The organism is Pseudomonas sp. Irchel 3F6, assembly GCF_900187595.1.
Lineage (GTDB): Bacteria > Pseudomonadota > Gammaproteobacteria > Pseudomonadales > Pseudomonadaceae > Aquipseudomonas > Aquipseudomonas siliginis.
The window spans coordinates 179,449-201,499 of record NZ_FYDP01000008.1 but is presented as its reverse complement, the minus strand read 5'-3'; the positions used below and the strand labels follow the sequence as shown (position 1 = coordinate 201,499).

11 protein-coding genes are annotated in these 22,051 nt (G+C 58.5%); 7 read left to right on the top strand and 4 right to left on the bottom strand.

Annotated elements, in window-relative coordinates; genetic code table 11:
* The first annotated feature begins 14 nt into the window (after positions 1-14).
* Complete coding sequence (gene cysS / locus CKW30_RS23630; RefSeq protein WP_095182076.1) at positions 15-1,397, top strand: cysteine--tRNA ligase; 1,383 nt, start codon at positions 15-17, stop codon at positions 1,395-1,397.
* A gap of 186 nt (positions 1,398-1,583) precedes the next feature.
* Here the strand turns inward: cysS and CKW30_RS23620 are convergent, their stop codons facing one another.
* Positions 1,584-3,422 (bottom strand): sigma-54-dependent Fis family transcriptional regulator, encoded by a 1,839-nt coding sequence (locus CKW30_RS23620; protein ID WP_095182074.1) that lies wholly within the window; start codon positions 3,420-3,422, stop codon positions 1,584-1,586.
* A gap of 382 nt (positions 3,423-3,804) precedes the next feature.
* On the opposite strand from CKW30_RS23620, the gene CKW30_RS23615 reads away from it, so the two are divergent.
* Genes CKW30_RS23615 through CKW30_RS23590 form a run of 6 tightly spaced genes read left to right on the top strand, consistent with a single transcriptional unit; the run spans position 3,805 to position 9,757 of the window.
* A complete protein-coding gene (locus CKW30_RS23615; protein WP_016775291.1) occupies positions 3,805-4,899 on the top strand; it encodes an ABC transporter ATP-binding protein in 1,095 nt (364 codons plus the stop codon).
* On the top strand, positions 4,899-6,011 hold the full coding sequence (locus CKW30_RS23610) for an ABC transporter ATP-binding protein (RefSeq protein ID WP_016775290.1): 1,113 nt from the start codon (positions 4,899-4,901) through the stop codon (positions 6,009-6,011). The genes CKW30_RS23615 and CKW30_RS23610 overlap by 1 nt, the downstream gene beginning before the upstream one ends.
* Positions 6,008-6,874 carry a carbohydrate ABC transporter permease gene (locus CKW30_RS23605; RefSeq protein WP_007912484.1) on the top strand — a complete coding sequence of 289 codons (867 nt, stop codon included), beginning with the start codon at positions 6,008-6,010 and terminating at the stop codon, positions 6,872-6,874. Before CKW30_RS23610 ends, CKW30_RS23605 begins: the two co-directional genes overlap by 4 nt.
* Positions 6,875-6,883: 9 nt before the next feature.
* Positions 6,884-7,684 (top strand): carbohydrate ABC transporter permease, encoded by an 801-nt coding sequence (locus tag CKW30_RS23600; protein ID WP_073471306.1) that lies wholly within the window; start codon positions 6,884-6,886, stop codon positions 7,682-7,684.
* Between the two features lie 10 nt (positions 7,685-7,694).
* The gene (locus tag CKW30_RS23595) at positions 7,695-7,967 is read left to right on the top strand and encodes a DUF2160 domain-containing protein (RefSeq protein WP_038861868.1); all 273 of its coding nucleotides are present in this window, start codon (positions 7,695-7,697) and stop codon (positions 7,965-7,967) included.
* 47 nt (positions 7,968-8,014) lie between these two features.
* Positions 8,015-9,757 (top strand): ABC transporter substrate-binding protein, encoded by a 1,743-nt coding sequence (locus tag CKW30_RS23590; protein WP_016775286.1) that lies wholly within the window; start codon positions 8,015-8,017, stop codon positions 9,755-9,757.
* 153 nt (positions 9,758-9,910) lie between these two features.
* Here the strand turns inward: CKW30_RS23590 and CKW30_RS23585 are convergent, their stop codons facing one another.
* From CKW30_RS23585 to CKW30_RS23575, 3 genes are read right to left on the bottom strand one after another with little or no spacing between them, the layout of a single operon-like run.
* Positions 9,911-12,589, bottom strand: a complete 2,679-nt coding sequence (locus CKW30_RS23585) for an RHS repeat-associated core domain-containing protein (RefSeq protein WP_256584396.1) — start codon at positions 12,587-12,589, stop codon at positions 9,911-9,913.
* The gene (locus tag CKW30_RS23580) at positions 12,586-17,196 is read right to left on the bottom strand and encodes a SpvB/TcaC N-terminal domain-containing protein (RefSeq protein WP_095182072.1); all 4,611 of its coding nucleotides are present in this window, start codon (positions 17,194-17,196) and stop codon (positions 12,586-12,588) included. Before CKW30_RS23580 ends, CKW30_RS23585 begins: the two co-directional genes overlap by 4 nt.
* A complete protein-coding gene (locus tag CKW30_RS23575; protein ID WP_095182071.1) occupies positions 17,193-22,043 on the bottom strand; it encodes a neuraminidase-like domain-containing protein in 4,851 nt (1,616 codons plus the stop codon). The genes CKW30_RS23580 and CKW30_RS23575 overlap by 4 nt, the downstream gene beginning before the upstream one ends.
* Positions 22,044-22,051 lie beyond the last annotated feature (8 nt).

The following is a 22,051-nucleotide window of genomic DNA, read 5'->3' as shown; positions in this document are numbered from 1 at the left end:
GTCAAGGAACTAACGTGCTAACGATCTACAACACGCTCACCAAGAGCAAAGAAGTCTTCAAGCCGCTGGATGGCAACAAGGTGCGCATGTACGTCTGCGGGATGACCGTGTACGACTACTGCCACCTCGGCCACGGCCGCAGCATGGTTGCGTTCGACCTGGTGACGCGCTGGCTGCGCTTCAGCGGTTATGACCTGACCTACGTGCGCAACATCACCGACATCGACGACAAGATCATCAATCGTGCGCGCGAGAACGGTGAATCGTTCGAAGCGCTGACCGAGCGCATGATCGCCGCGATGCACGAAGACGAAGCGCGCCTGAACATCCAGAAGCCGGACATGGAACCGCGCGCCACCGATCACATCGCCGGCATGCACGCGATGATCCAGACCCTGATCGACAAGGGCTACGCCTACGCGCCGGGCAATGGCGACGTGTACTACCGCGTCGCCAAGTTCATGGGCTACGGCAAGCTGTCGCGCAAGAAGATCGAAGATTTGCGCATCGGTGCACGCATCGAGGTCGACGAGTCGAAACAAGACCCGCTCGATTTCGTTTTGTGGAAAGCCGCCAAGCCGGGCGAGCCGAGCTGGGAATCGCCATGGGGCGCCGGGCGTCCGGGCTGGCACATCGAGTGCTCGGTGATGTCGACCTGCTGCCTCGGTGAGACTTTCGATATTCATGGCGGCGGCAGCGACCTGGAGTTCCCGCACCACGAAAACGAAATCGCCCAGAGCGAAGCGGCCACCGGCAAGACCTACGCCAACGCGTGGATGCATTGCGGCATGATTCGCATCAATGGCGAGAAGATGTCCAAGTCCTTGAACAACTTCTTCACCATCCGCGACGTGCTCGACAAGTACCACCCGGAAGTGGTGCGTTACCTGTTGGTCTCGAGCCACTACCGCAGCGCGATCAACTATTCGGAAGACAACCTCAAGGACGCCAAGGGCGCACTGGAGCGTTTCTACCATGCGCTGAAAGGCCTGCCGAGCGTGGCGCCGGCCGGTGGCGAGGCGTTCGTCGAGCGTTTCACCACGGTGATGAACGACGACTTCGGCACCCCTGAAGCGTGCGCTGTGCTGTTCGAGATGGTGCGCGAGATCAACCGTCTGCGCGAGAGCGATCTTGATGCAGCGGCGGGGCTGGCGGCACGTCTGAAAGAACTGGCGAGTGTGCTGGGTGTGTTGCAACTTGAGGCCGATGACTTCCTGCAGGCGGGCGCTGAAGGGCGTGTCGATGCGGCTGAGGTTGATGCGCTGATTGCGGCGCGTCTGGCGGCTCGGGCGAGTAAGGATTGGGCTGAGTCCGATCGTATCCGTGATCAGCTTACGGCGATGGGTGTCGTGCTGGAAGACGGCAAGGGTGGGACTACCTGGCGTCTGGCTGACTGAGGCCCAAAGCCCCTACCATGATCGTTCCCACGCTCTGCGTGGGAATGCCTCAACGGACGCTCCGCGTTCGGCTCTGTAGGGACGCGGAGCGTCCCGGGCTGCATTCCCACGCGGAGCGTGGGAACGATCGATGGAAACGCGATCCCTGTAGGAGCTGCCGAAGGCTGCGATCTTTTGATCTGGCTTTTAATTGCCAATCTGCCGCAACCGCTTGTAAAGCGTATTCCGGCTAACCCCCAACCGCCGCGCCAGATGCGAAATATTTCCCCCGGCCGCCTTCAACTCGCGATTCAACGCCTCAACATCATTCAAATCCAGCCCCAGCGGCGCCGCTGTTTCCACCGGCTCCATCTCCAGATCGACAAAAAAATCATCCGGCAAATGCTCAGGCCGCACTGGTTGTTCCTCGGCCATGGCCAGCGCCACCTGCATCACGCTGCTGACCTGACGCAAATTCCCCGGCCACGGATGCTTTTCAAACAGCTCCAACACCTCCGGGCTCAGCCCCGCCCATTGCGTCGGCTCGCGATGTTGCTCCCACAGCCGTTTGAACAGCGCCTGCTTGTCACTGCGTTCGCGTAACGGTGGCAGCTCCAGGGTCAGGCCGCCGATGCGGTAGTACAAGTCTTCGCGGAATCGGCCCAGTTGCACCTGCTCGCGCAACGAACGGTTGGTCGCGGAAATGATCCGCAGATCAACCGGGAACAACTCGCTGCTGCCCACCGGCTGCACGCAACGCTCTTGCAACACTCGCAACAAACGCGCCTGGGTCGGCAGCGGCATGTCACCGATCTCATCGAGAAACAGCGTGCCTTTGTCGGCCTTGCGGATCAGGCCGATGCTGCCTTTCTGGTTGGCCCCGGTGAACGCGCCTTTCTCGTAACCGAACAACTCGGACTCGACCAGTTCAGCGGGGATCGCTGCACAGTTCACCGCGATGAATGCCTGTTTTTGCCGGGAGCTGGCTTGGTGCAGGGCTTTGACGAACACTTCCTTGCCGACGCCGGTTTCACCGTGGATCAACAACGGAATGTCTTTTTCCAGCAAGCGCTCGGCCTGGCGCACGGCCTTTTCCACGCGGCTGTCGCCGAAATGCAGCGTATTGAGACTGATCGCACTGGCTGACGCAGGCTTGTCCTCGGCGACAAACACCCGCGCCTGCACCGGTGCCTGTTTCGGCCGTTTCAGCAAACACTGGAAACGGTTGCGTCCGGAGGTCTGCAGGGCAAACGGCAGACCCTCGGGCTGATTGATCAACTCCAGCAGCGACACCTTGAACAGGCTTTCAACGCTGACGCGCGACAAACGCACACCGAGCAAATTGTCGGCGCGGCGATTGGCCGACAGCACTTGACCGCTTTCATCGAAGATCAGCAACCCGGCCCACTGGCTGTCGAGGTTGTTCAACCCGGTGTTGAATGTCAGTTGAAAATGCTGGCCATGGAACAGGTTGAGGATCAGCCGGTTCTCCACGGTCTGGCTCATCATCTTGACCATGCCGAGGGTGTGCGAGGGCGGCAGGTAGCTGTCGCTGGAGACATCGAGCACGGCGATGACCTTGCGCTCGGCGTCGAAAATCGGCGCGGCGGAGCCGGTCATGAAGCGGTTGGCCTTGAGGAAGTGTTCATCGTGTTCGATGTGCACAGCCTGCTCACAGGCCAGTGCGGTGCCGATCGCGTTGGTGCCGCTGCTGCGCTCCATCCAGCTCGCCCCAGCCTGAAAGCCCCGGGCCAGATTTGGTTCGATAAAGCGCTGTGTGCCCCATGAGGTCAGCACCTGGCCCTGATTGTCGGCGAGCATGATCAGGCAGTTGGAATTGCTTAGAATGTTTTCGTAGTAGGGCAGGACTTCCTGATGCGTGGTCTGCACCAGCGAATGATGGCTGTCGAGCAGCCGCGCAATGCCGGCGGCGGGCAATTGATCGAAGGCCGGGGCGCTCTGGTGGTCGAGGCCGAACGCGCGGCAACGTTGCCAGGAGGTCTGGACGATCGCGTCGTGGGACAGCGGCGAAGCAGGTGCGGCCATGGGGCGAGCCTCTGAGTGCAGCGATTTTATTATTGTTATGAGCCCGATCTTCAAAACTACACAAATCCCCATGTGGGAGCGAGCCTGCTCGCGAAAGCGTCGGTTCAGTCAATGGATTCATTGAATGACACACCGCTTTCGCGAGCAGGCTCGCTCCCACAGGGATCCATTTTGCATTCAGGATTGGGCAAAAGCGTGCATAGAGTGTTGTTCACTATTGTTCATTGTCAATCACCCCGACTGTTCAAAAGTGTTCAGCTGTGAACGCCATTTCCTCGCGTAATCAACGATTTTCACGGCAAATCAACCACTTGCCATTTCTGGCACGAATGTCGCTCTGTTGCTCCGGTCGCTTGACTCCAAAAATAAAAAAGGCCGAGCCATGTCACTCACCCTGGAGCACGTCAGCCGTACCGTCGAGGGCCAGATCTGGATCGACGATGCGTGCCTGAAATTCGAACCCGGATCCTTCAACGTACTGCTCGGGCGCACCCTGTCCGGCAAGACCAGCCTCATGCGCCTGATGGCCGGCCTCGACAAGCCCGACAGCGGCCGCGTGCTGATGAACGGTGTCGACGTCACCCAGCGCCCGGTGCGGCTGCGCAACGTGTCGATGGTCTATCAGCAGTTCATCAATTACCCGACCATGACGGTGTTCGAGAACATCGCCTCGCCACTGCGTCAGGCCGGTATTTCGAAAGAGATCATCCACAGCAAGGTGCAGGAAACCGCACGCATGCTGCGCATCGAGAAGTTCTTGCAGCGCTATCCGCTGGAGCTCTCCGGTGGGCAGCAACAGCGCACGGCCATGGCCCGCGCGCTGGTCAAGGATGCTGAACTGATCCTCTTCGACGAGCCGTTGGTCAACCTCGACTACAAGCTGCGCGAAGAGCTGCGTCAGGAAATGCGCGAGCTGTTCAAGGCGCGCCACACCATCGCCATCTACGCCACCACCGAGCCTAACGAAGCGCTGGCCCTTGGCGGCACCACGACCATCCTGCACGAAGGCCGGGTGATTCAGAGCGGCCCGTCGACCGAGGTCTATCACCAGCCGCAGTCGGTGCTCGCCGCTGAATTGTTCTCCGAACCGCCGATCAACCTCATGCCGGGACGCATTGCCGGCAACGAAGTCAGCTTCGCCAATTTTGTGCACTTCCCGTTGAACGTCGATCTGCGCCCGGTGGGCGAGGGTGAGTTCCGCTTCGGCGTACGCCCGAGTCATATCTCGCTGGTGCCGAGCAACGATGACGATCTCGAGTTGGCCGTGACCGTCGAGGTCGCCGAAATCAGCGGTTCGGAAACCTTCCTGCATGTGCGCAACGAGCATTTCCTGCTGGTGCTGCACTTGCCGGGTGTTCATGAATACGACGTCGATGCGCCGATCCGCATCTATATCCCGACCCACAAACTGTTCGTTTTCGATGCGCAGGGCCGTCTGGTGCAAGCACCGGGCCGGCGTGTCGCGAGGGTTGCCTGATGGCCGAAATCCGTTTGCAGCACCTCGCCCACAGCTACAGCAAAACCCCGAGCGGCGCGGAGGATTATGCGATCCGCGAGATGGATCACGTCTGGGAGCAGGGCGGCGCCTACGCCTTGCTCGGCCCGTCCGGTTGCGGCAAGTCGACCTTGCTCAACATCATTTCCGGCCTGCTCAGCCCGTCCCAGGGCCACGTGTTGTTTGACGGCAAAGCGGTCAACGACCTCACGCCGGAGAAGCGCAACATCGCCCAGGTTTTCCAGTTTCCGGTGGTCTACGACACCATGACCGTGTTCGACAACCTCGCTTTCCCGCTGCGAAACCAGGGCATGGCCGAGGCGAAAGTGCACAGCAAGGTGCAGGAAATTGCCGAGGTGCTCGACCTGCAGAATCTGCTGAGCAAGAAGGCGCGCAATCTCACCGCCGACGAAAAGCAGAAAGTCTCCATGGGTCGTGGACTGGTGCGCGATGACGTCTCGGCAATCCTCTTCGATGAGCCGCTGACGGTGATCGACCCGCACCTGAAGTGGAAGCTGCGGCGCAAGCTCAAGCAGATCCACGAGCAGTTCAACATCACCATGGTCTACGTCACCCACGACCAACTTGAAGCCTCGACGTTCGCCGACAAGATCGCAGTGATGTACGGCGGCCAGATCGTCCAGTTCGGTACGCCACGGGAATTGTTCGAGCGGCCGAGCCACACCTTTGTCGGCTATTTCATCGGCAGCCCGGGGATGAATCTGATCGAGGTGCAGCCGCAGCCCGGGGGCGTCGGTTTCGCCTCGACGCACCTGCCGTTGTCCGACGCCTTGCAGCGCCATATCGAGCACGGCCAGTGGAAAAATCTCAAGGTCGGCATCCGCCCCGAGTTCATTCACGTGTGGGACGAGCCGTTTGACGACGCGATGCAGGCAAAAGTCGTACACGTCGAAGACCTCGGCACCTACAAGATCATGACTCTCAACCTCGACGGCGCGCCGTTGAAGGTGCGTCTGGCCGAAGACAAACCGGTGCCGCAGGGCACGGCTTACATCAGTTTCCCGGCGCAATGGCTGATGGTCTATGCCGACGAATTTCTCCTGGAAGTCAGCGACGAGGAGGCGCAGCCATGAACAAAGTGCAGAACAACAAGGCCTGGTGGCTGGTGTTGCCGGTGTTCCTGCTGGTGGCATTCAGTGCGGTGATCCCGATGATGACCGTGGTCAACTATTCGGTGCAGGACATCTTCGACCAGTCCAGCCGCTATTTCGTCGGTGCCGACTGGTACAAGCAAGTGCTGCTCGATCCGCGTCTGCACGACTCGCTGCTGCGCCAGTTCATCTATTCCGCCTGCGTGCTGCTGATTGAAATCCCGCTGGGTATCGCCGTCGCGTTGACCATGCCGACCAAGGGTCGCTGGTCCTCGGTGGTGCTGATCATTCTGGCGATACCGCTGCTGATTCCGTGGAACGTGGTCGGCACCATCTGGCAGATCTTCGGCCGCGCCGACATCGGGCTGCTCGGTTCCAGCCTCAACGCGATGGGCATCAGCTACAACTACGCGGCCAACACCATGGACGCCTGGGTGACGGTGCTGGTGATGGACGTCTGGCACTGGACTTCGCTGGTCGCGCTGTTGTGTTTCTCCGGCCTGCGGGCGATTCCCGACGTCTATTACCAGGCGGCGCGGATCGACCGCGCCTCGGCCTGGGCGGTGTTCCGCCACATTCAGTTGCCCAAGCTGAAGAGCGTGCTGCTGATCGCGGTGATGCTGCGCTTCATGGACAGTTTCATGATCTACACCGAGCCGTTCGTGCTCACCGGCGGCGGGCCGGGCAATGCCACGACCTTTTTGAGTCAGACGTTGACGCAGATGGCTGTAGGGCAATTCGACCTAGGTCCGGCAGCGGCGTTTTCGCTGGTGTACTTCCTGATCATCCTGTTGGTGTCGTGGCTGTTCTATACCGCCATGACGCACTCCGACGCCAACCGCTGAGGCCCGGCCATGAGCAAGAAAAAGCTTATTCCGTTGCTGGTCTACATCCTGTTCCTGCTGGTGCCGATCTACTGGCTGCTGAACATGTCGTTCAAGAGCAACACCGAAATCCTCGGCGGCCTGACGCTTTTCCCACAGGAATTCACGCTGGCGAACTACAAGGTGATCTTCACCGATCCGAGCTGGTACACCGGCTATCTCAACTCGCTGTACTACGTCAGCCTCAACACGGTGATTTCCCTGAGCGTGGCGTTACCGGCGGCCTATGCGTTTTCACGCTATCGTTTCCTCGGCGACAAACACCTGTTCTTCTGGCTGCTGACCAATCGCATGGCGCCGCCGGCGGTGTTTTTGCTGCCGTTCTTTCAGTTGTATTCGTCGATCGGCCTGTTCGACACGCACATCGCCGTGGCCTTGGCGCACTGCTTGTTCAACGTGCCGCTGGCGGTGTGGATTCTCGAAGGTTTCATGTCCGGCGTGCCCAAGGAGATCGACGAAACGGCCTACATCGACGGCTACAGTTTCCCTAAGTTCTTCGTGAAGATTTTCATCCCGTTGATCGGCTCCGGTATCGGCGTCACGGCGTTTTTCTGCTTCATGTTTTCCTGGGTCGAACTGTTGCTGGCGCGCACGCTGACCTCGGTTAACGCCAAGCCGATTGCGGCAGTGATGACGCGCACGGTGTCGGCATCGGGGATCGATTGGGGCGTGCTGGCAGCGGCGGGGGTGTTGACCATCCTGCCGGGCATGCTGGTGATCTGGTTTGTGCGCAACCACGTGGCCAAGGGCTTTGCCCTCGGTCGAGTCTGAGGAGTTGATGATGGAATGGATGAGCTGGACGACACCGACCGCCGCGTTCTTCATCGGCATCGGTCTGATTCTGGTGGGCATGACCACCTGGGAATTGCGCTCGCCGAGCATTCTGCGGCGCGGGTTTCTGCCGATTGCCACCACCCGTGGCGATCGCTTGTTTATCGGTCTTCTCGGCAGCGCCTACCTGCATTTGCTGGTAATCGGCGTCACCGACTGGAGCATCTGGGTGGCGTCCGCGTTGTCCCTGGTGTGGCTGTTGGCTGTGATGCGTTGGGGCTAGTCGAATCGTTCGGCAACGCGGCTCCACAACTTAAACAGGAGGTCTCTATGTTCGATAAAAACAATAAGCTGCGACATAGCATTTCATTGGCAGCCATGCTGGCACTCAGCGGTTTGAGCGCATCTGCCTGGGCCGACGCCTACGAAGATGCTGCGAAAAAATGGATCGGCAGCGAGTTCAAGCCCTCGACCCTGACGGCCGAACAGCAGCTTGAAGAATTGAAGTGGTTCATCAAGGCCGCCGAGCCGTTTCGTGGCATGGACATCAAGGTCGTTTCCGAAACCCTGACCACCCACGAATACGAGTCCAAGGTGCTGGCCAAGGCCTTCAGCGAAATCACCGGGATCAAACTCACCCACGACCTGCTGCAGGAAGGCGACGTGGTCGAGAAAATGCAGACGGTGATGCAGTCGGACAAGAACATCTATGACGGCTGGGTCAACGACTCCGACCTCATCGGCACGCACTTTCGCTACGGCAAGACCGAATCGATCACCGACCTGATGGCCAACGAGGGCAAAAACTTCACTTCGCCGACCCTCGACATCAAGGACTTCATCGGCATCTCCTTCACCACCGCGCCGGACGGCAAAATCTATCAACTGCCCGACCAGCAGTTCGCCAACCTGTACTGGTTCCGCGCCGACTGGTTCGAGCGCGCCGATCTGAAAGCCAAGTTCAAGGAAAAGTACGGCTACGAATTAGGCGTGCCGGTGAACTGGTCGGCCTATGAAGACATCGCCAAATTCTTCAGCGAAGACGTCAAGGAAATCGACGGCAAACGCGTCTACGGCCACATGGACTACGGCAAGAAAGACCCGTCGCTGGGCTGGCGTTTCACCGATGCCTGGTTCTCCATGGCCGGTGGCGGCGACAAGGGACTGCCGAACGGCTTGCCGGTGGACGAGTGGGGGATCCGCGTCGAGGACTGCCACCCGGTCGGCTCCAGCGTGACCCGTGGCGGCGACACCAACGGCCCGGCGGCCGTGTTTGCCACCACCAAATACGTCGACTGGCTGAAGAAATACGCGCCACCGGAAGCGGCCGGCATGACCTTCTCCGAGTCCGGCCCGGTGCCCTCGCAGGGCAACATCGCCCAGCAGATTTTCTGGTACACCGCGTTCACTGCCGACATGACCAAACCCGGCCTGCCGGTGGTCAACGCCGACGGCACGCCGAAATGGCGCATGGCGCCGTCGCCTAAAGGCCCGTATTGGGAAGAGGGTATGAAGCTCGGCTATCAGGATGTGGGGTCGTGGACATTCATGAAATCCACGCCTGAGAAACAGAAACTCGCGGCGTGGCTGTACGCGCAGTTCGTGACCTCGAAAACTGTTTCGCTGAAGAAAACCATCGTCGGTCTGACACCTATTCGCGAGTCGGACATCAACTCGCAGGCGATGACCGATCTGGCGCCGAAACTCGGTGGTCTGGTCGAGTTCTATCGCAGCCCGGCCCGCGTGCAATGGTCGCCGACTGGCACCAACGTGCCGGACTACCCGCGTCTGGCGCAACTGTGGTGGAGCCATATCGCCGAAGCCGCCAGCGGCGAGAAGACCCCACAACAAGCGCTCGATGGCCTGGCCAAGGATCAGGACCGCATCATGGAACGCCTCGAACGCTCCAAGGCCCAGGCCACTTGCGCGCCGAAGATGAACCCGGAACGCGATGCGCAATACTGGTTCGATCAACCGGGCGCACCGAAGCCGAAACTGGCTAACGAGAAGCCGAAGGGTGAAACGGTGAGCTATAGCGAACTGCTGAAGTCCTGGGCGGATGCGCGCAAGTGATGTCGGAAATGTAAGAAGCGAACGGCACCGGAAGGTGCCGTTTGCTTTTCTCCCCATTTATTTGAATCGACAGCGGTCTGGCTCCCTTGTGTTTCGTGGTGCGCGCATTTCGCACACCGCGAATTCCCATCGAAGAGTTGCGGGGGATTGCAATCAGCGTTTTACGTTGTTGGCAAATTGCTTGAGCAACGTAGTTTTCTTTCGGTCGTATACGTCTATCGAATACTGAGCAAGCTCAAAAGGGTGCGCCTCCATATCGACGGGGTAAACTTTCGTATCTTTCTCGGACCAGAGGAAATTATGGTCCTGTACATCCTGGTGATATAGGTCCTTTGCTTCCATTTCATTAAACATCTCCAAAAGTGCATTGGCGCCGCTTGCCGGAATGGAACCTTTCTTGATGTCGCCGAGGGGGATGCCATCGAGTTTTATCATCTTGAGGTAACTCTGATTGTCTTCAATAAGTGCCGTCGCCGAGCCTGCTCCATAGTAAGCATTGAAAACCTCGGCTTCGGTTTTTACATACCCCGGAATACTGTTTCGCTTGTCGGCTCCTCTGAACTTTTTGTAGACATGTTTTCCGTCGGCGCTTTCGTATATTTCTCCTTCGCCCCCGCCGCCTATAGCAGGGCGACCACCAATATCATCTGCAATCGACGTTGGCTTGTTCTTCAGCGAAGAATCGGTCAATTGCACTTTCTCCATCGACACTTCGATGGAGTGGCTTGCGCTCTTTACTTCTGGAGACAATGGTGGTGTATCAGGAAATCCAAATCTCGTGCTTTCGTTAATGACAGAGTTTGCTGAAAATGGCGTTATTGATTGCGGCGAAGGCGAAGATCCGATGGTCGCTTGAGTCGGGTACTCCTCATTGACGCCTTCACGAATTCGCCCATCAGTATCGAAGTAAGCCAACGGATTGCCTTTCACCATGCTGAACAGATTCAGACCATCAATCGCCCCGGACGGATCCGGATTCAACCATCGCTGCCAACCCGCCACGTAATACCTGAACCCGTAATAATAAAGCCCGGTCGCATCCCGCTCTTTGCCCGAATAGCGCAGCGTTTTATAGCTTGTCTCGATTTCGCTACGCCCGGCAAACCACGCGGTGGTGCCGAAAGGGTGGTATCGCTCCTGACTGATGAGCTTGCCCGTGGCGTCGAGTTCCAGGGTGCAGGAACCCAAATGGTCGTTGAGGCTGTAACGCGCTTGATCGTTGTCGATGCCTTGGGGCGGTTCGGATTCCCAGTGCAACACCTGCACGCTGCTGCGCCCGGCCTGGACACTGATCACCTGCAGTATTTCTCCCGTACCACTGTGGGTACGGATTTGCAGATTCGGCAGATAACGCACTTCGTTCATCAGCGTTTTAGCGTTGGTCTGCATCAGCCGCACTTTGCGCACGCGCATGCCGTCTGCGGCGTATCGGTATTGCTCGTTATCAGCCGAACGGTCTTCACGCAAAACCAGCCGGACTTCACGCAATCGGTTACGCAAGTCCCAGTTGAAAGTCTGTCCTGGTTGCAGGCCAAGCAGATTGCCATTGGCATCGAAGCCGTTGCGCAAATCTTCCTCGCCCGGGTCCATGCCATCGCGCACCGGCAAGCAGCGGTTACTGTGCTTGGCGGCGACCAGGCGGTGACCGTGGCCTTGTGGGCCGTCGTGGATCAATTTGAGCAAATTGCCACCGCAGTCATAGTGATAGGTCTGGGTGTAATTGGCGATCGCTGCAGGATCTGCCAGTGAAAACTTCGATGTCTGACCGGCCTCCCAACCCGTGGCCTCGATCAACTGATCGAGACTGTCATAACGGTAGCGGTTGACCGGTTCGATGCGCTGGTTGGCAAAGTATCGAATCGGGAGGGCGGCGTCTTCAATACTCAGCACGTTGCCTACCGGGTCGTAGACATAACGCAGGTCTTGCAGGATGTCATTGCCGCGCTGGCTTTGCAGGCTGATCAGCCTGCCATCCTCGGCGGCGTAGTCCAATGTGGTGATCACTCCGTTGTCAGCGGTTTCCCGAAGGGTATGTCCTTGGGCATCGTACTGGATGGCGCCGACCAGGGTTTTCGGCGCGATGCCCTTCAATTGCAGTCGAACGTCTCGCAACTGGCCGTCCAGGGTCTGGCTGAAAAGCTGTCGGTGTCCTCTGGCGTCGATTTGTTCGATGGTTTCCGAGAGCGGGTTGAAACGCGAGTAGCTCGTGGCGGCAGGCGCGTCTTCGAGCAATTTGTCACGCTCGCTGAGCGATACCGGCCAGTCAGGAGGGTCGAGTGAGCGCAGAAAGCGTCGAGACTGAGCGATGATTCCACCGGTCAATCCGAACTGTTCGAACAACTGCGTGCCGGCCGGATCATCGAGGCGGATGATCTGTCCGCACTGATTCCGCGTGGCAAATGTCGGATTGCTGCCGGCATAACCATATCGCTCCGTGCACAAAGGTTTTCCGTCATCGGCGTGTTCGAACACAGCCAGTGGTCGCAGCTGTTCGTCATACTCGATGCTGCGCACGCTACCCCGGCCATCCCAACCGTGCAGCGGTTGACGCGCCTCGCCCCACAGACTGACGTGCCATCCGGCATCGACGCTGAGCGTGATCAGCACCTGACCGGTCAGTGAGTAAACCGTCCTGAGATTGGCGGGGGCTGATGCGTCGGCGAACAATCGTGGATCGCGCTGCGCCACCCGTCGCCCGGCAACGTCATGCTGAACCGCGGTGATGCGCGCTTCAGATTCGCTGCCATCTTCGCGCCAGTAGGCAACCTGCCGCACCGGTAAGCCTCGGGCATCAGTGACGCTAAGATGCGGTGTCTGCGCATGCTTGCTCACCTTCCTGTCCACCAGTTGCGTCGCCGTTGTTCCGGTGGCGGGTCGAACAGGTCATTTTCGTCGAAGGCGACGTTACACCAGATCCAGTACCAGACTTCCCGGCGTAGGGGTTTGAGCGTCGGTGGATTGCCTTGCAGCATTTGCTTCGCCAGCACGGTTGCGGTCGGTCGGCCCACCGCGTCGTAGAACTGCTGGTCGTGAAAAGCATGCTTGCGCATCGAGCGATCATTGATGTAGCGCGGTTGATCGGCGAAGTAGGGCCGGTAAATCCGCACAGTCTGGCCTTTGTTGTTGTATTCCACTGGCTCGCTGACACGCCAGCGTCGCTGGGCCTGGGCGTCTATTGGTTTGCCATTGTCGTCGAGGACCAACTCACCGTTGTCATCGACCTGCCAGGCCACGCCCGGGGGGACCTCATGTTTGGTTTGCAGAGTGCGGCCGAAACCGTCCAGGCAAGCAATGCTGACTCGCACTTGCAGATCGGGATCAAGCGGATAGCGGTCGGCCACCAGAGAGACGGCATACACGGGCTCACGCTGTGCATTATCGATTTGCTGCTGGAGTTCGGTTTCATTCCGATCGGGATTTTCCACAGCGGCAAGGTACTGTCGGGCGCGATCGCAAATGTGTCCTTCGGGCAGAATGTAGCCTTGGCTTTTCGCCCAGTCCCACCACTCTTGGGAGCGTGAGGACGTGCGGGAGATGCAACCCATCCAACTGAACGTATCCCAGAAAGCGGCATGGGCGAAGTTGCCAATGGCTTGTTTCGGATCGGCGATGGCAATGGCCGGGTCGCGGTCTGCCGGCGGGACGTAGGTTTGCAGCGGGTCAAAACCCACCGCTTCTCCAAGTTCGGTGCCGTGGAAACTGCTCACCAGCGGCTCGCCGAAAGCGTTGTAGCGCGCTTCCTGCAGGTTGCGGTTGGCATCTTCAATGGCCGCAGGGAGGAAGGTGCGGTAGTCCACGTCGAGGCTGCGGGTAGTGCAGCCGTCCGGTAAGGTCACGGCGGTTGTCACACACCAATACGCGTCATAGGTAATCAGGGTTTCGCCGTGACTGCGGGTTTCACGATATTTCTGCACGTTATGAAAGCCGTCTAGCGTGTGGTAGGTGGGAAAACCTCTGTGCACTGACCACAGATAGTTCTTCGCATCGTCAGGATCATCGATCGGACCGTGGTCTTGCTCGGGCAGGAACAGCGGCATGATGTGGTAACCGACCTCCTGCGATTCGAGTTTCTCTTTCAGGTTGAAGGGTAATTGGCCATCCACCTCGAGTTTGTCATATGCGCTGAGGGCGACGGCGTCCAGTTCGGCCGTCTCCATGTAGGCGGGCAAACCCTCGAAAGTCGCGGCGCCCGGATCCAGCGTTGCACCGCTGCGAGGGTCGATGTAGCGCTGCAGCGTCAATGCAGACAACACTGCTTGCTGCGCCCATTCGCCATCCTCGCGGGCCATTAGCAAAATATGTTCATGGTGGATCGTTGCGGCACTCAGCGCCGCTTTTTCCAGCACCAGCGAATTGCTGCGCAAGCGGCAGGGCAATCCAAGGCGCCAGGCCTCGTCATTGGGCAAATGAATCGATTCTGACCGGAGCTGCGTCAGGTACCATTTTTGTTGCGCATCGTCATGAGCATCCTTCCACCAGTTCTGCTGATGCTCTTCAGTGAACGGCGGCGCATCGCTGCTGGTTTTGCGTCGCGCGTAGTTCACCGTGAAAGCATGCACCACACGGCCGTAGGGGTCCCATTCCAGATTCAACTGGTGCTGGCACATCGGATCGTCGGCAATTGCCGGTTCGTACTGATAACTGATGGATTCCGCGTCCAGGGGCAAGATCACTGCATAAGGCTGGTACTTGCCTTTGGGGCGCAGCACCCGTGCACCATAGCGATGTTCCTGGACCACATAGGGGACTGCGGTCGCCGCGTCGTCACCGGCGGCGAACACTTCCGAGCGCATTACTCGGCCGCTCAGGGTGCGGGCGATCTCTCGCGCAGTCTCCTCATCGGCTTCGGTGAAAGGTTGCGCGATGCGATCATTGAAGTGATAGAGCTGCAGCAGTGTGGGTTTGAGATCGACCGCATCACCGTCACGGCTGTAATAACCGGTTCTTGACGGGTCGATGGTTTCGCCTGTGTGAAACCAGGTCTTGCTGAGAATCGGCGCGGTGAACTCGGTTGCTGACGCTTCGGTGTCGCTTTGCAGCAGCAGGCGAAAACCACGGAATTCGCGCTCGAAACGGTCGTAATAACCGCCGCGATAGCTGAAGAGCTGTGTCAGTGTGTTGCCGGTGATCTCATCATGTTGGATTTGCTCGTGTACCAGGTGCATGGCCATTGGTAGACCGGACACTGGATTTTCAACACCGGCTGCCTGTTGCTCACGTTTTTCATCCAGCCATTCCTGCGCCGAACTGCGGTAATTCACGCTGGCGCTGCAACCCATGTTGTTGCAGCTTCTGTTGAGCAGATAGGGTTTGGCGTCGACGAAATCGTAACGCCAGTGTCTGGGCGACATGTGCGGCAATGTCACCACCAGGCTCGAGCAGCCCAGGCCTTGCAGATCTGCGCTGGTGACCTGCCAGAGCGCGTCATGGGCGAGGCCCTCAGGCCAGGGAAGATCAATGGATGTCTGGGCGAAACCGCTGCCGGCATGGTTCATGAAAATACGCAGGCGCTCGGCTTCCATGTAGATCAGGTCAGCCGCACCCGAGCCGTCGAGATCCGCCAGCAAGACCCGTGAGGCGTTGAATTCATCGTAGGCGAAGGGCAGGGTGCACAGCACAAAGCCTTTGCCGAAACGACCATGTCCCAAATTCGGCCAGCACTTGACTTCGTTATGACGGATCCGCACCAGATGTTGCTGACCGCTGCCGATGAGATCGGCGAATGCAACGATTTCGCTCGGTGTATTGCTCAGCACAGGCAGCTCATCATCATCGCCTGCGGCGGTTTTTTCCGCATGCGGCACGTCGACGGCCTCGGCGAAGCCAGCCGCGCGACGATTGGCATACAAACGCACGCTGCGCGGGCCGACCAGCGTCAGGTCGCTCAGGCCGTCACCCAACAAGTCGGCGATCTGCGCCATCGGGTGGGAAAATTCGCCGGGAAATGCATCGAAGGGCACGAACCCTGACCAGTTGCGATCTGGGTCGAGGGTGAAAAATCCGCACATGCCCGGCGCGGCGAGCACCCAGTCGAGCTTGCCGTCGCCGGTCAGATCGGTAAGCGACTGATGCACGGGTTTGCCGGCGTCGGACATCGGCACGCCTTCAAGAAGTTTCCACTCGCTGTACTCGACCTGATCGCTGCCGGTCTCTGCGCGCAACGGCTCGCGGTAATACCAGCCGTGGTCATAACGGCAGAGCACACCCGCCAGGCCCTCACCGTACAGGTCAACCAACTGATATTGATGACCATCGTCGAGGCCGGGCATGGCCGTGAATTCTTTCCAGCCCTGCGGCTGCGGGGCGAGGTCGAACGTGTTGTAGCTGAACTCCATTGGCGGTCGGCTTTCGATCTGGCCGAGGCCGTCATAGGCCTGCTGATGCGCCGCGCTCAGATGGCTGTAACCCAGTGGGCTGAGGCGATATTGCAGGAGCAGGCGTTGCACCAGAACCGGATGGTCACCCAACTCTTTGGGGAAGTGATGAAACATCAGCACTTGTCGACACAGGCGTCGGTTGCCCAGCTCGAAACCGTAGGCGTAGATCCAGTAAGGGTCGCTGCGCTCGGCCCATGGCTGTTGTTCTTCAAACGTTGGCACTTGTTCCAGATCGCTGCTGCGTTCGCCATAGTCGAACACCAGTTGAAAGTGCCACAACTGTTTTTCCCGGCTACCGCTGTCCCAGGCATACAGGTGCGCTGAGGCTTTTTCGTTGCCATAACACACGCGTTTGAGATAGCGCTGAGCGCGATAGTCGCGATACTGCGGAGCGACTGGCAGCTCGGTTTCCGCCTTGTATTCGTAGATGATGTGTTCGCCGCGGGTATTGAGGCTTTCGTCGATCATCCAGACGCCGACGCGCTGCGGGTCGGCAGGGTCGGCCCGGCGTGAATTGGCGGTGGTGCCATAGATATGCAGGCTGCCGTCGGCACCGTGAATCAGCCAGAAACCGGCTTTGTCGGTCTCGTTCGACCAATGTTCGATCAAGGCGAATGCACCCTCGACCCGTGGCCAGTGGCGAACGACGTCATACGCTGTCGTCAGGGGCAAGCCGTTGTATTGCTCAGTGGTGCGGAAGATCAATTCACCGGTGCTTTCATTGCGCTCGGGCAGCCATACATCACCGTCAGGCCCCACGACCTGGTCAGTGCCGTCATAAGTCGGCACGCCATTGACCGTGCGCAGGGTCACCGCGTCAACCGTCAACTGCCAGCCAATCCCGCAGGAACTGTTGCCCGTGCCACTGCTATAGCCCAGACCCAATGGCGGGGCAAAACCGCGTCCGGTGGAAATCGGCAACGACAGTTCCAGCGACGCAGTGCCTTTGGTACCCACGCCGGCCGATCCCTTGCCAATACTCTGGATGGCGCCGCCGCCCTTGGGCAGGCTCGGTGTGTTGATCTGCATTGTCGACTGTTGCGGCGGCGGCTGTTCGTTCATAGCGAACCGCCTTCGCATCTCGCGGTGTAGCACACATGCAGGATGATGTCGGGCAAGCGCTGGAGTATGTGCTCCTGACCCTTGGGAAACGTCAGGATCCAGCGTGAAATCGCGCCGGTGTATTCGAATGGCAGATAGCGTTCGTCCTGGAAGTTGAGCTGAAACATGCCGTTGTCTTCCAGCGAACTCGACAGGGCGATCTGTTGACTGGATCGCAGGTTTTCTTTGACGCTGCTGCCGATCGTGGGGGCCATTTCAACTTTGCTGTAGGTCTGTTTCAGCACCGCCCGAATATCTTGATAAGGCCCGAGCACGGCCGGTAGCGTCACGCTTATAGTCTTGATCCGGCGCAGGTAATGATTTTGCCCGGCGTAATCATCGTCGAACATTTGCTGAGTCAGTTCCAATTCACACGTGCCGTTGTCGATCAGCGATTGCTTGATCTGTGCCCACGGTTTATTGATGGTTGAACTCGGGTCCTTGCCGGTCAAATCCTTCAGTGACACGGTTTTCCTGATTTCCAGATCGCGGCGGTTGTGCTGCACGTACTGGCTGTACATCTGTTGCAGGCTCATCTTCAACTCTTCCCCGGCACCGAGGCCGCGGTACGTGGCATTCCACGCGCCGGGATGGACAAAGGTTCGGGTGAAATCGCCCATTTCGTATTGCCAGCAGGCCTCAGCGGCCTGGCATAGCGATTGTGCGTTGGTGAAGGCGGTATGGTAGAAACCGGCGAATTTGCTGTTGAGCCAGTCGTAGGTCTGCGATCGGCTGAAACGATTGCTGCTCAGCAGGAAATCGTGGGTGGCCTTGGCCTGGTTGAGTGCTGCTCGCGCCTGGCGCAGTTGCAGTTGCGTGGCTTTATGTTGTTCGTCGGAGACGGCAAGCTGGGCCTTGATTTGCTCGGCTTCGAGTTTTGCCTGGTCGCGGGCCTGGGTCCATTCCTGGGCGCGGCGCCGGTATTGTTCGATGCGATCCATGGTTTGGCTTGCGCCATACGCAACGTGTGAAAACGCTTGCATATGGGCCGCGAAGCCGTTGGCAGCACCTTCCAGGCGTGCGCCACCGGCCGCCATGCCAAATATGTTCGGTGCTACAGTCATTGCCTGGCCGATTCCGTGGGCAATCGTCGCTCCGGTCTGGCCGAGACTTCCCAGCAGGTAAGAAGCTCCCGCGCCGATTTCCAAGGTGCTGACACCGTCTTTCAGCAATTTCTCGTAATAACTCACTCGGTCCAGAATGGTGTCCTGACTCGCCAGCAACGCCTCCTTGTTTTTTTCATCAATCTTCTGGGCCTGAACCTGTATTTGCACCGCCATCTCCGCGAGGTTCCACGCCTGCTGCTGTTGCAGTTCCAGGTACTGCGCCTGCTCCTTGCGTTCGATCAGCGACAGTAGCGTGGCGCCGAACGCGATCACGCTGTCCACCGCGTTCTGCGCGAGTGCGAACATGAAACTGAAGCGACAATGGGGAATCTGCGGGTTCAACAAGCGGCTGAGTGCTGCCCCGGACAAGCCTTGGCCCCAAGCGGCGAGCAGTGCGCGCGGATCCAGCGGCGTGGCGAATAACGGCAGGTTCAGCGGAGCGCCGGCCATATCGAGGTTATGTCGCAGGTTAAACAAGCGGCTTTCGGCTCGATCCCAGTGCATGATCAGTTCGGGGTTGAAGGGCCGACGGAAATACTCAGTGTCCGCGCTCGCCAGTAGCGGGTCATGGCCGTCAGGCCGCAGACACAATAGTGGTGCAGGCTGCGAAGCCGGGGCCCTGCCGATACGCAAAGGTGGCTGTTGTTGCAGCTGCTGGTGCGCGCTGATCAGGCGCTGTTCGAATTGACGCAGTTGCACATTCTTCGACGAACTCAATTCGTCGAGCGTGAGCGGCAACCATTCGTCGATCTGGCGTACATCCGGGCGCGGTCCCAGCAGATCCATGATGTGGACGTAGCGCATCTTGGCTTCAGCCAGGCCGTCCGGCGTCAACTCTGCATACGCCAGATCAGCCTGGCGGCTTTCGATCTCGATAAACAGTTTCCACAGCGCCTTGCGAAAGTGCACCGGAAAACTCAAGGCAATCTGATGCGGATCGTCCGGGTACAGAATGGCCAGGCTGGGGTCGACCGGACCGGGCCATACCGGCTCTTCCAACGGTACGGCCTGCCAGTAACCGGGGTGTCCCGGGTCCGCGCTTTGTCGTGTCGGGTCAAACAGATACGCAAGCCACTGTTTCGCTTCGTCGTACTGCTGCTCTTCGTTCAAGCGGTAGGCCACCAGCCAGGGCAGGTTCAGGAACAGTTCCAGGAAATACAGGTAGTAAGCGCCCGAGAAATCCATGGCTTGCGATCCCTGACCGTCCGGGATAGGTGGTTCTGTGTGCTGGGTCTGGGTTTCCCAGCTCAGCAGAGGTTCCATGCCGCCTTCGGCAAGGTTGATCAGTTGCCGGGCGAAGGTGGTGTTCATGCGCACAGCGGCCCGACGTGATCCTTCGGGTTCCTGCCCGTCGCTCAACTCGATGCCGGAGCCGCTGAAGTCAATGAATTGCGCCTTGCCCAAAGAAGGGCTGTCCCCCAGAGACGGGTCGATCATGCTGTTGATGCTGGGCGCTATTTGCAAGTTTGAGGGAGGCACTTCTGCCCATTCAACGGTCAGCGCCTTGAGTGCTCCGCCAATCAGCGTGGTTGCCAAGGAGCCTGCGTGATAAACCAGAACACCATAGATCAGCGGGATTTTCAGTTCCTTTGGATCCTCAGGCCACTCCACTGGCCAGCCGTCGGGCTGGAGGGTGGATTGATCGACCGAAAACGAATAAGTCAGCGAGGAGTCCTTCGACAGGCTATTGACGATGGCTGTAGACGCCAGCTTGCGCATTGCGCTGAATGTTTCAGGCGGCTTTGTTGACAGAACATTCAGCGGGTGTGCGATGAAAAACTGGTAGCCCACGCTGCTGTTATAGCGCCCTGCTGAAGGATGAAGATCGATTTCATTGTGATCGGTGGTAGAACGCCAAAAGGACGTAAACAAAACCATGCTGGAGCCGATCAGTTCATAGAGCACCCTTCGATTTGCATGTTTACCTGCAAGGCACGCCGTTTCTCCTTGCTTGGTGGCGGGTACCGTAAATTCGGTCGGATTCCCGACAGGGTCGGCGATCAAGCTACGCAGCCGATCAGGGTAGCCCTTGAAACAGAATGCCGTATCTGCGACATCCATGAAGTCGGTACCAACAGGTTCAATGATGGAGCCTGGAAGTAGCGGAACTTCAAGGTGATTTTCCGAAGGATCGAACACCAGCGTAACTTTGATGAGCTCCTTGTTTTCGTCGTGTTTGTCGAAGACGGAAAGTTTGAAAATCAGGAGGTTGTTGAATCCTGCCGCCAGCCTTGCGGTCAACTCGATATTGGACGCCGCCCGGTTATAGACAAAGTCGACGTCTTTCACGCTGGTCTCGATTCGCGACTGCCACCCCTGATAATCCCAGGTGGTCTTTTCGCTATCCGGTGTCTGGTGCTCCACTGCACCAAACATTGGCGTGCCGGAGGGAAGCCAGTATTGGAAACGACCAGCGTTGCCATTGGCGAAAATATTGCCGATCAGCCTCACGTGGGCTTCGCCGTTCTTGAGGACCTCGACGGAGGGAGGTGAGGCCGGTCTGACCTCCGGCGCCATGCCGAATGACGGTGGCAGCGGTGTCACATTGAAGTTCTTGTCTATCTGTACCGTTCGCAGAAAATCATAGGTATCTGCATCGCCCGGAATCTCGGAAGGGACGCCCTGATAGTTCGAATACAGCATGAGCACCATCGACTCAGGTGACGTCGAGTGGTCATACACCGCAATGGTCTGGGTTTGCTCCGCAATTTCTTCCTGCGGTTTTTCGATCAGCGCTTTGGTCTGGCAGTAACTCTCGATGTAAACCCGCGGCGTGCTCCAGGTCTCGTCATATTTCTTGTAGCTGGCATATAGGCGGAACCTGGGATTGACCTTGACGCTCTGGTCGGCCTTGCCGTCAACGGGGGCCTGCATGGCGTCCGCATCCTGAAGCTCCAGCTCGGCCCAGATCACGAACAGACGATTGTTGAACCAGCACGGGCGAATGGTGTGTTCCAGCGCCTTTTCCGAAATGGGCACGTTGGCTTTTTGCCAATCCGACCAGGCATTGGGCAGCGGCTTGTCATATTTGACCGGGGTTTCGCCTGCTGCACTCGCGGGCGCTTTGACCGCGCGCTGCGACATGTCCAGTGAGCGCCAGTAATAAGCATTCTCGGCAGGGGATTTGCCGATGAAATAATAAGTACTGTTGGCAAAATCTTCCCCGTCAATGTAGCCATTGCAGATTTTCAGGTTGGCAATTTCTTCGAACCTGGCAAGGTAAGCCAGCACTGCGGTTTGTACTGTTTCGGGCTGAATCTGCGCCTGGTTGAGGTCATTCTCCAGTTGCTCGAAACTGGCGCTCTTGGTCAGGCGCAGGGTCGGGTCCAGATAGATGTCCGGGAACGTGCGCAACTGCTGGAGGGCGGGCCAGATCGAGTAGCGATTGAGGCCGTCGCGCCAGGTGCTGGTTTGCAAAGGCGTAAAGCTGTCATCGCTGTAACCGGGCTCCAGGTTCAGCATCATGCTGTTGATTTGCTGTTGGTAGCTGGCAATGGCGCAGGCCACCGGACTGGTCGGGACATCCTGGCTGACCAGTACATCCAGCAACCAGAATTCATAAAGGTCGTTGGCGGTCTTGATCGTTTGAGCCAGCCCTTGCTCGATCAGGTAGGGATCGCTGGGTATGGCTTCGTGCAGATAAAGGGCGAGCATCGCGTCACGCAGTGCTTCGTTAAGCGGCGCATCGAAGGCAGTCGTCATGATCGTTC

Bases quoted from the DNA above. Each gene is read 5' to 3' on its own strand.
- CKW30_RS23620 (WP_095182074.1), bottom strand. From the start codon at position 3,422: ATGGCCGCACCTGCTTCGCCGCTGTCCCACGACGCGATCGTCCAGACC.
- CKW30_RS23615 (WP_016775291.1), top strand. From the start codon at position 3,805: ATGTCACTCACCCTGGAGCACGTCAGCCGTACCGTCGAGGGCCAGATC.
- CKW30_RS23610 (WP_016775290.1), top strand. From the start codon at position 4,899: ATGGCCGAAATCCGTTTGCAGCACCTCGCCCACAGCTACAGCAAAACC.
- CKW30_RS23605 (WP_007912484.1), top strand. From the start codon at position 6,008: ATGAACAAAGTGCAGAACAACAAGGCCTGGTGGCTGGTGTTGCCGGTG.
- CKW30_RS23600 (WP_073471306.1), top strand. From the start codon at position 6,884: ATGAGCAAGAAAAAGCTTATTCCGTTGCTGGTCTACATCCTGTTCCTG.
- CKW30_RS23595 (WP_038861868.1), top strand. From the start codon at position 7,695: ATGGAATGGATGAGCTGGACGACACCGACCGCCGCGTTCTTCATCGGC.
- CKW30_RS23590 (WP_016775286.1), top strand. From the start codon at position 8,015: ATGTTCGATAAAAACAATAAGCTGCGACATAGCATTTCATTGGCAGCC.
- CKW30_RS23580 (WP_095182072.1), bottom strand. From the start codon at position 17,196: ATGAACGAACAGCCGCCGCCGCAACAGTCGACAATGCAGATCAACACA.
- CKW30_RS23575 (WP_095182071.1), bottom strand. From the start codon at position 22,043: ATGACGACTGCCTTCGATGCGCCGCTTAACGAAGCACTGCGTGACGCG.